The organism is Citrobacter sp. CK194, assembly GCF_030333395.1.
GTDB lineage: Bacteria > Pseudomonadota > Gammaproteobacteria > Enterobacterales > Enterobacteriaceae > Citrobacter_B > Citrobacter_B koseri.
In genome coordinates, this window is the sequence record NZ_JAOWGA010000019.1 from 1,191,604 (window position 1) to 1,205,928 (window position 14,325).

The window sequence follows — 14,325 nt, forward strand, 5'->3', positions numbered from 1 at the left end:
TTGTGGAGGCCGCATGATCAAAGTTTATGGCGTACCCGGCTGGGGCTCGGCAATTAGCGAAGTCATGCTGACTCTGGCGGAGATCCCGTATCAATTTATCGATGTGAAGGGGTTTGATGCCGAGGGGCCGCAGCGGGATCTGCTCCAGAAACTCAACCCGCTGTGCCAGATTCCAACGCTGGCGCTGGAAAACGGAGCAATCATGACGGAGAGCGCCGCCATTGCGCTGATGATCCTCGATCGCCGTCCCGATCTCGCGCCGCCGGTCGGACACGCCGAGCGTCAGCAGTTTCAGCGTTTATTAATCTGGCTGGTAGCGAACGTTTATCCCACATTCACGTATGCTGATTACCCTGAACGCTGGGTGCAAAATGCCCCGGAGCAGTTGAAGAAAAGCTGCCTTGAATACCGTAAGGCGCTGTATATGTGGCTCAACGATCGGCTGATAGCGGAACCCTACGCCTTTGGCGGACAGCTAACGCTGCTGGACTGTTATCTGTGCGTGATGCGCACCTGGGGGCCGGGCCATGACTGGTTTCAGGACAACACCCCGAACATTAGCGCGATTGCCGATGCGGTCTGCCAGCATCCACCGCTCCAGACGGTGCTGAAAAATAACGACATCATTTAGCACGGGCGGCGCCGATGATGGCCGTTAGCGCGCATTAACGGACACACCGTTCGCCGTTCCTGTGATAACGTGATATTCACTCAGACAATAAAAGAACAGGAACCTGCTATGCCGCACATTGATATTAAGTGTTTTCCTCGCGAACTGAATGACGAAGAGAAGGCCGCCCTGGCTGCGGAGATTACCGACGTCATTATTCGCCATCTGCAAAGTAAAGACAGTTCGGTAAGCATTGCGCTCAGTCAGGTTCAGCCGGATGCCTGGAAAGCCGTCTGGGACGCGGAAATCGCCCCGCAGATGGACTCGCTGATTAAAAAACCTGGCTACAGCATGTAACGCCGTCAGCGCGCCCAACGATTCCGTCCGGCCTCTTTAGCCCGGTACAGCGCGGCATCGGCATCCGCTATCGTCTGTTCAGCGGTTTTTCCTTTCTCTGAGCAGGCGATACCCTGACTTACCGTGACACTGTCACTTATCGTTGACGCCGGGTGAGGGATCGCCGCCGCTTCCAGCGCTTGTTGTATTCTCACCGCCACGCGCTCTGCATCTTGCAACGTCGCGTCAAACAAAATAACAGCGAACTCTTCGCCGCCATAGCGGGCGACCACATCTTCCGGGCTACGCACCGACTGAGCGAATATATCCGCGACCTGACTCAGGCAGGCATCACCGGCCGGGTGCCCGTAGGCGTCGTTATAGCGTTTAAAAAAATCGACATCGAGCATGATCAGCGCAAACGCATTTTGCTGCGCCATTGCGTTATGCAGCAGTTTTTCCATTGCGCGCCGGTTTGCCGTACCGGTGAGCGGGTCGCGATGCGCAAGGTTATCCAGGCGCGAAATAAGCAGGTTGTTGTGTTGATTTTGTCGCCAGGCTTCATCAAACCAGCGAATCAGCATAAAACGGCCGCCCAGCAAAATAAGCGAGAAAATGCCCCAGATCACCGCGAAATGAATATTCACTTTCTGATTCAAAACAACGCTGGCGACGGGGACGGTCAGCCATAGCGGGAGCAGAAAAGCGAGTACGCTCGGCGTATGAAAATAGAGTGCGATCACGGCGCTGAGTAATAACACCGCGCAGAGAGGATAGGCGAACGTTAATTGCCAGTGGCTGATGAAATAATAACTGCACCAGGACCAGAACAGGCTAAGGGTGATTAATAATCCCTGCGTCAGCCAGGATTGCCGCCGGGAGGTAATCAACAGCAGGGCACAGACCAGCATAATGCCGATAACAGCGTCATCAATAGTGCGGACAATACGCATCTCTGCCAGATAGCGCGCGTGGGTATCGTGGAATAACGCGTCACGAAAAAAGATCATCAGCGCAAAACTGATATTCACAAAAGCAAACCACGGCAGGCTGAGAGCCATTCCTCGTCTCACCATATCCTCGCGAGTGGTCCAGATGGTATGTTTCGCTTTTCTGTTATCCTGAGCCATAGCGTTATCTGAAGAGTGGATGATAAACGGGGATGCCGGAGGGCATTTCGCCTTCAGCCCGCGGTAATTTTTTTGCCCGAGGTAACGAAGGTTCCCGCGCCTAAATGATGCAGGGTATTCAGTTTATCGTCATCAAACTGCCAGCGGCCTTCAATAAAAACACGTTCATCCGCCGCCGCCGAAACCACTTCGCCAAAAAGCGTGTCATATTTTTCCTGTGCCGACGTTGCGGGCAGCAGTCGGCATTCCATCCAGGCGAGGCATTTCTCTTCAATCATGGGTAAACCGAGCACCGGGCCTTTTACCACCGGGATGCCATAGCAGTTGAATTTATCTTCTTCGCGGCCAGTGACGCTGCCTACCGCATACGTCCAGTTCGTTGCCGCTACGCCGGGAATCACGATGCCAAACATACCGCTGCGTTCTATAAGCTCGCGCGACCAGGTGGTTTTATCCAGCACAATGGCAAGACGGGGAGGCTCAAACTCGACGGGCATAGACCACGCCGCCGCCATAACATTCCGCCGCTCCGTGCGATCGTCCCGGCTGGTGATCAGAACCGTCGGGCCGTGATTTAACAGACGGCTGGCATGATGTAGCTCTACAGGACGAAAACGACTCATAGGTATGCCTCGTTCAGGGGGATTATCGTCTTATCGTAACGACACTATTGAAAATAGTGGCTAAAGGATACATGTGCAACGCACGTTATTGTACGTAATACCGCCAAAAATCAATCATACTCCAGGTTGAGAACCGCATCCGTGACATATTACGTCAGGCGGCAGGGTAACAGATTGCCGCCATCAGCGTAGAATCAGCTTTTTTGCGTGAACCCCTACAGACAGGAATGCCTTATGACGTCTTTTTTGACCGCCTATTTTGCCCGCATAAATTGGTCGGGTGCTGCCGAAGCTAATCTTGACACTTTACGAACGCTGCATTTGCAGCATAACAGCACCATTCCGTTTGAAAATCTGGATGTCTTACTGCCGCGCGAAATTCAGCTCGACGATCTGTCGCTGGAGGAAAAATTGCTGACCGCCCGTCGCGGCGGCTATTGCTTCGAACAAAATGGGCTGTTTGAACGTGCTTTACGGGAGACAGGCTTTACCGTGCGCAGCCTGCTGGGGCGCGTCGTACTGACAAACCCGACCAGCTTGCCGCCACGTACGCACCGGCTGTTACTGGTCGAACTGCAAGGCGAGCCGTGGATTGCTGACGTCGGATTTGGCGGGCAGACATTGACCGCGCCCATCCGTTTGCAGGCAGAATGTGAACAACAGACGCCGCATGGCGAATACCGTTTGCGACAAGAGGGGAATAACTGGATTTTGCAGTTCCGCCATCACGATCACTGGCAGTCGATGTATTGCTTCGATCTGGGGGTTCAGCAGCAGAGCGATTACGTGATGGGCAACTTCTGGTCAGCGCACTGGCCGCAGTCGCATTTTCGCCATCACCTGCTGATGTGCCGCCATTTACCGGATGGCGGTAAGCTGACGCTGACCAATTTCCATTTCACCCATTATCAGGAAGGCCATGCGATAGAACAGCGTAATGTGCCGGATGTGGCGTCTCTTTACGCGCTATTGCAGGAGCAGTTTGGGCTGGGGGTCGATGATGCGAAGCACGGGTTTACCGAGGCGGAATTAGCGGCCGTCATGGCGGCGTTTGATACCCACCCGGAGGCAGGGAAATAAAATTGCAGGCCGGATCTTATCCGGCCTGTAACAGACTACTCACTGCGAACACTTTGTCTTCTGAAAGAAATAAACCAAACGACACTAGATAAGATAATTGACGACAGCATAAAAATAATATTAACAGGTCGTGAGTTACAGATGATGATAAAACTAATTGCCAGCGCTAATACTGGAAAGATATATCCAAGAGGCAGAACAAATCCTTCTTTCTCTACTTCATTATTTTTCTTCCTGCGGTACTTCATAATGATAGTCGCTATCGGCGTTGGAATATATTGCAAGAAAAACATTAAAACCGCCAACTCAGCCAGTTGTGCAAATGTTCCACTCATAACAATAACAGATGCGATAAGCGCTGAGATTAAGGTTGAAAATACAGGTGCTCCTGCATTATTTTTTCTTGCAAAAATACCTGGCAGCATACCATCATCAGCAATAGCACTGGCAATGCGAGGTGTGATAATCGAGCATGACATGTTTAACCCGGCAATTGAAATGATTGCGCCAAGAGCTATTATGCTTCCGCCTACCGAACCCAATGTTAATTTAGCTGCCTGCTGAATAGGGCTGTCATAATGAATAATATCTTTACCTAAAATTGCAACAGCGCCTGCGATAATGAGAAAATAAATTAGTGACACAAAGAAAACAGTAATAAGAATAGCACGAGAGACATTTTTCTCTGGAGATTTAATTTCAGCCGCAATTATGGGTAGTGCTTCAAATCCGAGAAAGGCATAAAAAAGTAGCAGTGTGCTCTGGCTTACACCATCAAATAGGCTTTTATCTGTCGGGAGTTGAACAAATGGTGTGAAGTTGGCATTTTCAATTCCAGACTTAAGAAAGAATAGCGAGACAAAACAGAATCCTATAATTGGAATGAGTTTTATTACAGTAATAACCAATGTGAGATTTTTAGACGTCCTCATACCAAATAAGTTTGAGATAGCAAACACCCAGATGATAAGTAGTGCTGTTTGCGAAACTGTCAGTGGGAGTTCGGGAAAAAAGGCAAGAAATAGTTTAGCAAAGCCAACCGCCATAACGCCCCAACCAATAACATTAGTAAGCCAACCAAGTACACCAATATTAAACCCAGCGAGATCTCCCATCGAAAATTTTGCGTACTGATATGCTCCACCATTTTTGTCAAAATACTTAGAGCACTCAGCAAAACAGAGTGCAAAACAAAGCACCACAAAAACATCGATGAGAATCATAACAATTGAAGCCGGTCCCGTTAACTTATATAACTCTCCAGGCAAAAGAAATATACCAGATCCAATAATCGAGTTAACACCATAAATAACCGCACCAATTAAACCAAACTTTGCTGCGGTATTGTTATCTGAATTCATAACGCCCCCGTTACTCGATAAACTAAAAATTATTAGCAAGTGCGTTCAGGAAGTGTTTCTTCACTTCATTAACGTCCACATCAAGACAAATTTGTTGAGATTTCAAATTTGCAAAAGGATCAACTCGTGTTGCTCTATACTTAGGCTTCAGCAGCGACTGCCCAATACAGATACCTTCGGTAACGACGCGTAGAGAACTTTCAACTGTATCAAACCACTCAGGATTTAAAAGATAAGATACGGCTAAGGAATCATGTAGTGCCATTCCTTCAAAACCTTCTTCCTTGAGGCTATATTGCAGATAAAAATCGGCTATGCTTGTAAATAATTCATTTCCAGTATCACGAATTTCTTTCCCTGTAATTAATACCTGATGCGTAACATCCAAAGGGACGATGGTTACTGGCAGCGCCGAAGAAAGAACCTGATCGGCAGCATGAGGATCTTTCCAGAAATTGAACTCAGCAAATGGTGTCGAATTACCGGAGTGACCATGAGTACCGTATGCTCCCCCCATGATAACAACTTGTTTAACTAACTCCGCGATTTCTGGTGCTTGATTCAGTGCAACGCTAATGTTTGTTAATGGCCCAATAAGGATTAATGTAATCTCTCCAGGGTTAGACTTGATACTGTCAATGATGAATGAAATTGCATCCTCTGCATGACTATCATGCGGGTTTGAAAAAACGCCGCCAAGACCATCTTCTCCATGTACTTTTGTCCCTGGCGGAGCAGGTTCAATAGCCAGAGGTCTTGAGCATCCCCGATATATTTTTGTTCCAAGATTGATCTTCTCGCAGAAAAGCTTTGCGTTTTTAACCGCCTGTTCAACCGGAACATTACCAAAAACAGTAGTAATGCCAATAATATCTAAATATCCTGCGGCATAGGCGATCGCAAAAGCATCGTCGACGCCAATATCAGTATCAATAATTACTTTAGTCATGGTTTTTCTCTCGTTACATTTTTGAATAGCTTGATTCGTTTAATCGAATGAGAACATTTTTATGTTCAGGCATATTTGATGCCCCATTTAGCTCTACGGCCAGAGAAGAAAATGCAGCAGCATAATGACAGGCATGTTTTATTGTTTCACCTTTAGATAAGGAAGCAGCTAATGCCCCATTGAAAGCATCACCAGCACCCGTAGTATCAACGACCATTGCCGGATAAGCAGGAATCATATAAAATTGCACCTTATCATATAAAAGTGCACCTTTATTCCCAAGCGTCACGATTACGCATTGCGGTCCCATTTGAGCGATTCGTTCAGCGGCTTTTTTTGCTGTTTCAATATCAGTAATATTAATGCCGCTAAGAAGCGTAGCTTCTGTTTGGTTTGGGGTGACTATATCGACGAACGGTAACATTATTTTCGCATCTGAAGTAAAAGGGGCGGGATTTAAGATAACCGTAACATCGTTCTCTCTGGCATACTTTATTGCGTTGATGGTTGCGGAAAGATTATTCTCAAGCTGTACCAGCAATATGTTGGAATTTAATATGTTTTTATGTGAATTTATAATCTCCTCATCGGTAATTGTTACATTAGCTCCTTGATTAATAGCAATCATATTTTCGCCATCTAATTCAGAAACGTATATTAATGCATTACCTGTAGGTGCGGAGTCTGAAACATATATCGTTAATGAGTCTATGTTTGATGCTTCTAAATGAGAATAAGCATGTGAACTTAGCTGATCGTTACCCACTTTTGTAATAAAATCAACTTTGCACATTGCATTACTTGCTGCAATGGCCTAGTTAGCGCCTTTTCCCCCAGGCCCAAATGAGCAACTTTGTGATACAATAGTTTCTCCTGGGTGTGGAAGTCTTGCAACATAGGAAACAATATCTACATTGAAAGATCCAAAAACACATACCTTACCTTTTTTTTCTTCAGTCATAACTTTTATTGCATCCTGATGTTTTAACAAATCATTAATATTTGAAAGCATCTCTTTTCTGAAAGAGACCATGACATTCTTTTTATTAAGAATTGCGCCGCCATAGCATCGTTCAATAGCCTGATTTTTTTCGAGATAAGACAGGTCGCGACGAATTGTTTCCTTTGATACAGAGAATAATTCGGCTAAATTATTAACCAGCACGCGTTCATTTTTAATAAGAATTGCTAATATTTTTGCACGTCTTTCTTCTAAAAGCATAGGGTTGTCCTCGTCGGTTGAATAATACTATTAATTACTGTGGATATGAAAAAGTGACCGTAATCTCATTAATTAGAGCAAAACGGAAGCAAACAGGCGAAGATTGAAGAAGTAACAATTTGTATTTTGAGTAACGGGTATTAGATGAATGAGTAAGTTTAAATAGTGAGTCTAATGAATTTGTAATGTATATACGGCAGGCAGGAAAAAGAGGGGGCTTACGTTTTACAAGAGAAGAGATTCCGGGTATATGCCGGATGGCGGCTTACGCCTGATCCGGCCTACAGGGAGTATTTTGTAGGCCCGGTAAGCGTCGCGCCACCGGGCATGGGGTCAGGTCAGCGACGTGAGCGGACAATCTGGTAGCGGCGGGTGAAATACTCAAACGGCGCGCTCCAGACATGCACCAGACGCGTGAACGGGAAAATCAGGAAGATGGTCATTCCCAGCACCAGATGCGCGCGGAAAATCGGCGCCACGCCGTCCAGATGCGCCGAAGCACCGCCCTGGAACGTCACAACCGCCTGCGCCCAACCGACCAGTTTCAGCATCTCACTTCCGTCCGGGTGCTGCGCGGAGAACGGTATTGTCGTCAGCCCGAGGATGCACTGGATCAGCAGGATACAGAGGATCAAAATATCCGCCGTGGATGAGCTGGCGCGCACGCGCTGATTAAACAGACGCCGAATCAGCAGACCTGCGCCGCCGACCAGCGTCAGCACACCGCAGACCCCGCCAAGAATCATCGCCATTTGCTGTTTCACCGCAATGGGCAGGAACCAGGCGTACATCCAGTGGGGCGTTAACATACCGAACAGATGGCCGAAGAAGATCCCCAGGATGCCGATATGGAACAGGTTTGACCATAGCACCATGCCGCGTTTGTCCAGCATCTGGCTGGACGAGGCGCGCCAGGTGTACTGCCCGTAGTCATAGCGCAACCAACTGCCGAGAATAAACACCGTGCCGCAGAGGTAGGGGTAGATGTCGTAAAAAAAGACGTTCAGGTACTGTATCATTTCGGGCCTCCCGCGCTGACGTCGACATACTGTGGCGCCACGTCCTGGCTAAAGCGTCGTTGATAGTGTTGTAACGGAGAACTGTCACAGGCGGTGGCGTTATCTTCGATAAACTTCACCTGTTCCTCTTCCCAGACGGCATCCAGCGCCTGACGCGTATCGTCACGCGCCTCGCCGTCGATCTGCTGCGTGACACTGTCACTGGAAAGTGGGCTACCCGCTAGCGATAGCAGGGCGTCAAACAGCTGATACCACGGCGTTTCCCGTTGTTTTAAACGCCCGCCCAGCAGCGCGAGGATCGGCGCGATGTTCTGCAATCCCTCCCGCGCTTCTGCTTCCGGCAGCACGCTCAAATACTCCAGATAGAGCGGCAGATGGTCGGGTAACTCGCGGCAGTCAAGTTGCAGTCCCACCTTTTCATACTGGGCCAGCAGATCGACCATCGCCTGGCCCCGATCGCGCGATTCCGCATGAACGTGTTCAAACAGCAACAGCGACGTCGCGCGCCCGCGATCAAAGACTTCACACCACTGCGCCTGCTTATCCAGCAGCGGGGCGTTTAGCAGCTCAGTGGTGAAGTCGGTGAGCATTGGCGCGTCATGGCGAATAAGCGTGATGGCGTCGTCACGGCACTCCCACAACAGCTCATCCGGGTACTCCATCAGCAAGCCAATAATCTTGAGGATCTGCATTATTCGCCCTCCGCCTTATCGCGTACTTCGGTGATGTTGATGGCGTCAATGCGGCTGCTGTTAAACAGGTTAAATTTGGTGTCGGAACCGTGGCAGCCATCGCCGAAGGTGAAGCCGCAGCCGTTACGCTCAGGAAAGGCATCACGCGCCATTTCACGGTGGCTGGTTGGGATCACGAAACGGTCTTCGTAGTTGGCGATCGCCAGGTAGCGATACATCTCTTCCACCTGTTCCACACTTAAGCCGACTTCCTCAATAGCGCGGGTGTCCGTAACGCCTTCCACCGTCTGCGAACGCATATAGTGGCGCATCGCCATCATCCGTTTCAGGGCGCGCAGCACCGGGCCGGTATCGCCTGCGCTCAGCATATTGGCAAGGTACTGCACCGGAATACGCAGGCTTTCGATCGCCGGAAGCACACCTTCGGTTTGCGGCAGGCCGCCAGCATCGGCATAAGACTGAATTGGCGACAGCGGTGGCACGTACCAGACCATCGGCAGGGTGCGGTATTCCGGGTGTAACGGCAGCGCCAGCTTCCAGTCCATCGCCATTTTGTAGACCGGGGAACGCTGAGCGGCCTCAATCACGTTTTGCGGAATACCCTGTTTCAGCGCTTCTTCAATCACCGCCGGATCGTTCGGGTCAAGGAACACGTCACACTGACGCTCATAGAGATCGGTTTCGTGTTCGGTGCTGGCCGCTTCTTCAATGCGGTCCGCGTCATACAGCAACACGCCGAGATAGCGAATACGGCCAACACAGGTTTCCGAGCAGACGGTCGGCTGACCGGATTCGATACGCGGATAACAGAAAATACATTTTTCTGATTTGCCGCTTTTCCAGTTGAAGTAGATTTTTTTGTATGGACAACCGCTGATGCACAGACGCCAGCCGCGACATTTGTCCTGGTCGATTAGCACAATGCCATCTTCTTCACGCTTATAAATCGCGCCGCTCGGGCAGGTCGCCACACAGCTTGGGTTCAGGCAGTGTTCGCACAGACGCGGCAGATACATCATGAAGGTGTTTTCGAACTGGCCGTACATCTCCTTTTGCATCTTCTCGAAGTTACGATCGCGGGCACGTTTTGAAAATTCGCCGCCGAGCAGCTCTTCCCAGTTTGGCCCCCAGACAATTTTGTCCATCCTTTTGCCGTCAATCAGCGAACGCGGGCGGGCGGTGGGCTGGTTTTTGCTCTCCGGCGCGCTGTGCAGATGCTGATAATCGTAGGTAAACGGTTCGTAGTAATCATCGATTTGCGGGATCACCGGGTTGGCGAAAATTTTGGTGATAACGCCCATCTTGCCGCCCAGACGCGGTCTTATCTTGCCGTTGACATCGCGAACCCAGCCGCCTTGCCACTCCTCCTGATCTTCCCAGTTTTTCGGATAGCCGATACCGGGTTTTGTCTCAACGTTGTTAAACCACGCGTACTCCATACCTTCACGCCCGGTCCAGACGTTTTTACAGGTGACGGAGCAGGTGTGGCAGCCGATGCACTTATCAAGGTTGAGAACCATGCCTACCTGTGAGCGTATTTTCATTTTTTCGCCTCCTGTACCTGATCCCGACCTTCATCATCCAGCCAGTTAATATTTTTCATTTTTCTAATCATGATGAACTCGTCGCGGTTCGATCCGACCGTACCGTAGTAGTTAAAGCTGTAGGCCAGCTGCGCATAGCCGCCGATCATATGAGTCGGTTTCGGGCAGACGCGCGTAACGGAGTTGTGGATCCCGCCGCGCATTCCTGTGACTTCAGAACCCGGGATATTCATGATGCGTTCCTGAGCGTGGTACATCATGGTCATACCCGGCGGCACGCGCTGGCTGACCACCGCACGCGCGGTGAGGGCGCCGTTGGCGTTGAAGGCCTCGATCCAGTCGTTATCCTCAATGCCCAGCTCACGGGCATCAGTTTCACTGATCCAGACAATCGGCCCGCCGCGCGACAGCGTCAGCATGAGCAGGTTTTCGCTATAGGTGGAGTGAATGCCCCATTTCTGGTGCGGCGTGAGGAAGTTCAGCGCTTTTTCCGGGAAACCGTTCGGCGGGATTTCGCGCATTTCGCTGACGCTACGGGTGTCAATCGGCGGACGGTAGGCCACCAGACTTTCCCCGAAGGCGCGCATCCAGGCGTGATCCTGATAGAGCTGCTGACGACCGGACAGCGTGCGCCACGGGATCAGCTCATGGACGTTGGTGTACCCGGCATTGTAAGAGACATGCTCGCTTTCAAGACCGGACCAGGTCGGGCTGGAGATAATTTTGCGCGGCTGGGCCTGAATATCCCGGAAGCGGATTTTCTCGTCTTCTTTGTTCAGCGCCAGATGAGTATGATCGCGCCCGGTAATCGCGCCCAGCGCCTCCCAGGCTTTGACCGCCACCTGGCCGTTGGTTTCCGGCGCCAGCGCAAGAATGACCTCAGAGGCGTCCAGCGCGGTGTCAATCAGCGGGCGACCTTTCGCCGGGCCTTCGCGTTTGGTGTAATTGAGTTTACCGAGGAAATCGACTTCGTTTTCCGTATTCCAGGAAATGCCTTTCCCGCCGTTGCCCAGCGTATCCATCAACGGGCCGAGGGAGGTGAACCGCTCATACGTCGCCGGATAGTCGCGTTCCACCACCGCGATGTTCGGCGCAGTTTTACCGGGGATCAGATCGCATTCGCCTTTGCGCCAGTCGAGAATATCAAACGGCTGCGCCAGCTCCGCCGGGGAGTCATGCTGTAGCGGTTGCAGCACCACATCGGTTTCTTTGCCAAGATGCCCCACGCAGACGTCGGAGAACACTTTGGCGATCCCTTTATAGATTTCCCAGTCGCTTTTCGATTCCCACGCCGGGTCAACGGCAGCAGACAGCGGATGAATAAACGGATGCATATCCGAGGTATTCATGTCGTCTTTTTCATACCAGGTGGCGGTCGGCAGCACAATATCCGAGAACAGGCAGGTGCTGGACATACGGAAATCCAGCGTCACCAGCAGGTCGAGCTTGCCTTCAATGGCGGCCGTTTGCCACTCCACATCTTCCGGTTTGACGCCGTCACTGGACCCCAGCGCTTCTCCCTGAATGCCGCTTTCAGTGCCCAGCAGGTATTTGAGCATGTATTCATGCCCCTTGCCGGATGAACCCAGCAAATTCGAGCGCCAGACGAAGAGGTTGCGCGGGTGGTTTTTACCGCTGTCCGGCTGCTCGCAGGCAAAACGAATATCCCCCGACTTCAGCGCCTGTACGGTGTAATCGGCAGGGGATAATCCGGCCTGTTCCGCTTTGCTTTTCAGCGTGAGCGGGTTGAGATTGAGCTGAGGCGCGGAGGGCAGCCAGCCCATACGTTCAGCTCGCACGTTGAAATCAATTAAATGACCGGTAAAGCGTGAGGAATCAGCCAGCGGCGACAGCAGTTCCTGCGCGGTTAGTTTTTCATAACGCCACTGGCTGGCGTGATTATAGAAAAACGACGTGCTGTTCATCTGACGCGGCGGGCGGTTCCAGTCCAGCGCAAACGCCAGCGGCAGCCAGCCGGTTTGCGGGCGTAACTTTTCCTGCCCCACGTAGTGCGCCCAGCCACCACCGCTTTGCCCCACGCAGCCGCAGAACACGAGGATGTTAATCATCCCGCGATAGTTCATATCCATGTGATACCAGTGGTTCACACCGGCACCGAGGATGATCATGGAACGGCCATGCGTTTTATGCGCGGTATCGGCAAATTCCCGGGCGATCGTTTCGATGTGACGACGCGGTACGCCGGTAATCTGTTCGCCCCAGGCGGGAGTGTAGGCCTTAATTTCCGCGTAATCTTTGGCGCTGTGATCGTCATCCAGACCACGATCCAGGCCATAATTCGCCAGCACCAGGTCGTAGACGCTGACGACCGGGCAGAGGCTGCCATCGGCCAGGGTAAGACGCTTCACCGGCAACTGGCGCACCAGAACCGGTTCTTGCTTCACGCTGCGAAAATGCGGGTTCTCATTACCGCCAAAGTAAGGGAACGCTACGCCAGCAACATCATCATGCTGGCCCAGCAAGGAGAGAGTCAGTTCCGTTTCGTTGCCTGCCGCCAGCGGCTCAAGATTCCACTTGCCTTGCTCGCCCCAGCGAAAGCCGATGGAACCGTTCGGCACCACCAGTTCACCCGCGCGGTTATAAGCGACGGTTTTCCATTCCGGGTTATTGGTTTCACCCAGCCCGTCGACCAGATCGGACGCCCGCATCATGCGACCCGGCACATAGCTGCCGTCTTCGCGCGCTTCAAGCATGACCAGCATCGGCATGTCGGTATAGCGGCGACAGTAATTCAGGAAATAGTCGCTGGGGTTATCGAGATGAAACTCTTTGAGGATGACGTGGCCCATTGCCATCGCCAGCGCGCTGTCAGTACCTTGCTTCGGCGCCAGCCACTGGTCGCACAGCTTGGCGACTTCTGAGTAGTCCGGCGTAATGGCAATTGTCTTGGTGCCTTTGTAACGCACTTCTGTGAAGAAGTGTGCGTCCGGCGTGCGCGTTTGCGGCACGTTAGAGCCCCAGGCGATGATATAGCTGGAGTTGTACCAGTCTGCGGATTCCGGGACATCGGTTTGCTCGCCCCACGTCATCGGCGATGCGGGCGGCAGATCGCAGTACCAGTCATAGAAACTCAGGCAGGTTCCGCCGAGCAACGAGAGATAACGGGTTCCGGCGGCGTAGGAGACCATCGACATCGCCGGAATCGGCGAGAACCCGGCGACACGGTCAGGCCCATAGTTTTTGACGGTCCAGACGTTGGCCGCCGCGATCAGCTGATTAAGTTCTTTCCAGTTAGAACGAATAAACCCACCGCGTCCACGCACCTGCTTGTAGCTTTGGCACTTTTGCGGATCGTTCATGATCGACTCCCACGCCAGTACCGGATCAGGCTGGCGGGAAAGGGCGTCACGCCACAGTTCAATCAGGCGTTTACGCACCAGCGGATACTTCAGGCGGTTAGCGCTATAGAGATACCAGGAATAGCTGGCGCCGCGTGGGCAGCCGCGCGGTTCATGATTAGGCAGATCCGGGCGGGTTCGGGGGTAGTCCGTCTGCTGCGTTTCCCAGGTCACCAGACCATTTTTAACGTAGATTTTCCAGCTACAGGAGCCGGTGCAGTTCACGCCATGCGTGGAGCGCACGATTTTATCGAACTGCCAGCGCTGACGATAACTGTCCTCCCAGTCCCGGTTGGTGTGCATCACCTGACCGTGACCGTCCGCAAAAGTGTCGCCTTTTTGCTTAAAATAGCGAAAGCGATCCAACAGTTTACTCATGACATTTCTCCTGCTCCATAAT

At 51.5% G+C, this 14,325-nt stretch carries 11 protein-coding genes and 1 pseudogene; 3 read left to right on the top strand and 9 right to left on the bottom strand.

Annotated features, from left to right (window positions below):
* Nucleotides 1–13 precede the first annotated feature (13 nt).
* Both OGX80_RS21680 and pptA read left to right on the top strand, forming a co-directional pair.
* Nucleotides 14–631 carry a glutathione S-transferase family protein gene (locus OGX80_RS21680; RefSeq protein WP_115181627.1) on the top strand — a complete coding sequence of 206 codons (618 nt, stop codon included), beginning with the start codon at nt 14–16 and terminating at the stop codon, nt 629–631.
* Between the two features lie 108 nt (nt 632–739).
* The gene (gene pptA / locus OGX80_RS21685) at nt 740–967 is read left to right on the top strand and encodes a tautomerase PptA (protein ID WP_115181628.1); all 228 of its coding nucleotides are present in this window, start codon (nt 740–742) and stop codon (nt 965–967) included.
* Nucleotides 968–972: 5 nt separating this feature from the next.
* Here the strand turns inward: pptA and OGX80_RS21690 are convergent, their stop codons facing one another.
* Together OGX80_RS21690 and OGX80_RS21695 are read right to left on the bottom strand one after the other, a co-directional pair.
* On the bottom strand, nt 973–2,022 hold the full coding sequence (locus OGX80_RS21690; protein WP_181899083.1) for a GGDEF domain-containing protein: 1,050 nt from the start codon (nt 2,020–2,022) through the stop codon (nt 973–975).
* Nucleotides 2,023–2,129: 107 nt separating this feature from the next.
* Nucleotides 2,130–2,699 (bottom strand): flavin reductase family protein, encoded by a 570-nt coding sequence (locus OGX80_RS21695; RefSeq protein ID WP_058669182.1) that lies wholly within the window; start codon nt 2,697–2,699, stop codon nt 2,130–2,132.
* Between the two features lie 234 nt (nt 2,700–2,933).
* Here OGX80_RS21695 and nhoA point away from each other — a divergent pair, with 234 nt between their 5' ends.
* Nucleotides 2,934–3,779: an N-hydroxyarylamine O-acetyltransferase gene (nhoA, locus tag OGX80_RS21700; protein ID WP_115181630.1), complete on the top strand. Its 846-nt coding sequence runs from the start codon at nt 2,934–2,936 to the stop codon at nt 3,777–3,779.
* Nucleotides 3,780–3,814: 35 nt separating this feature from the next.
* On the opposite strand, the gene OGX80_RS21705 is transcribed toward nhoA, so the two are convergent.
* The 7 genes and pseudogenes from OGX80_RS21705 to OGX80_RS21735 all read right to left on the bottom strand — a co-directional run bounded on the left by OGX80_RS21705 (nt 3,815) and on the right by OGX80_RS21735 (nt 14,303).
* A complete protein-coding gene (locus tag OGX80_RS21705; RefSeq protein WP_115181631.1) occupies nt 3,815–5,140 on the bottom strand; it encodes an APC family permease in 1,326 nt (441 codons plus the stop codon).
* Between the two features lie 22 nt (nt 5,141–5,162).
* Nucleotides 5,163–6,089: a nucleoside hydrolase gene (locus tag OGX80_RS21710; protein ID WP_115181632.1), complete on the bottom strand. Its 927-nt coding sequence runs from the start codon at nt 6,087–6,089 to the stop codon at nt 5,163–5,165.
* 13 nt (nt 6,090–6,102) lie between these two features.
* A pseudogene (locus OGX80_RS21715) lies at nt 6,103–7,311 on the bottom strand (PfkB family carbohydrate kinase).
* Between the two features lie 338 nt (nt 7,312–7,649).
* Nucleotides 7,650–8,330 carry a respiratory nitrate reductase subunit gamma gene (gene narI / locus OGX80_RS21720; protein ID WP_012132374.1) on the bottom strand — a complete coding sequence of 227 codons (681 nt, stop codon included), beginning with the start codon at nt 8,328–8,330 and terminating at the stop codon, nt 7,650–7,652.
* Nucleotides 8,327–9,022 carry a nitrate reductase molybdenum cofactor assembly chaperone gene (gene narW, locus OGX80_RS21725; protein ID WP_115181634.1) on the bottom strand — a complete coding sequence of 232 codons (696 nt, stop codon included), beginning with the start codon at nt 9,020–9,022 and terminating at the stop codon, nt 8,327–8,329. Before narW ends, narI begins: the two co-directional genes overlap by 4 nt.
* The gene (gene narH, locus OGX80_RS21730) at nt 9,022–10,566 is read right to left on the bottom strand and encodes a nitrate reductase subunit beta (protein ID WP_012132376.1); all 1,545 of its coding nucleotides are present in this window, start codon (nt 10,564–10,566) and stop codon (nt 9,022–9,024) included. Before narH ends, narW begins: the two co-directional genes overlap by 1 nt.
* Nucleotides 10,563–14,303 (bottom strand): nitrate reductase subunit alpha, encoded by a 3,741-nt coding sequence (locus OGX80_RS21735; RefSeq protein WP_115181635.1) that lies wholly within the window; start codon nt 14,301–14,303, stop codon nt 10,563–10,565. The genes narH and OGX80_RS21735 overlap by 4 nt, the downstream gene beginning before the upstream one ends.
* Between the last annotated feature and the right edge of the window lie 22 nt (nt 14,304–14,325).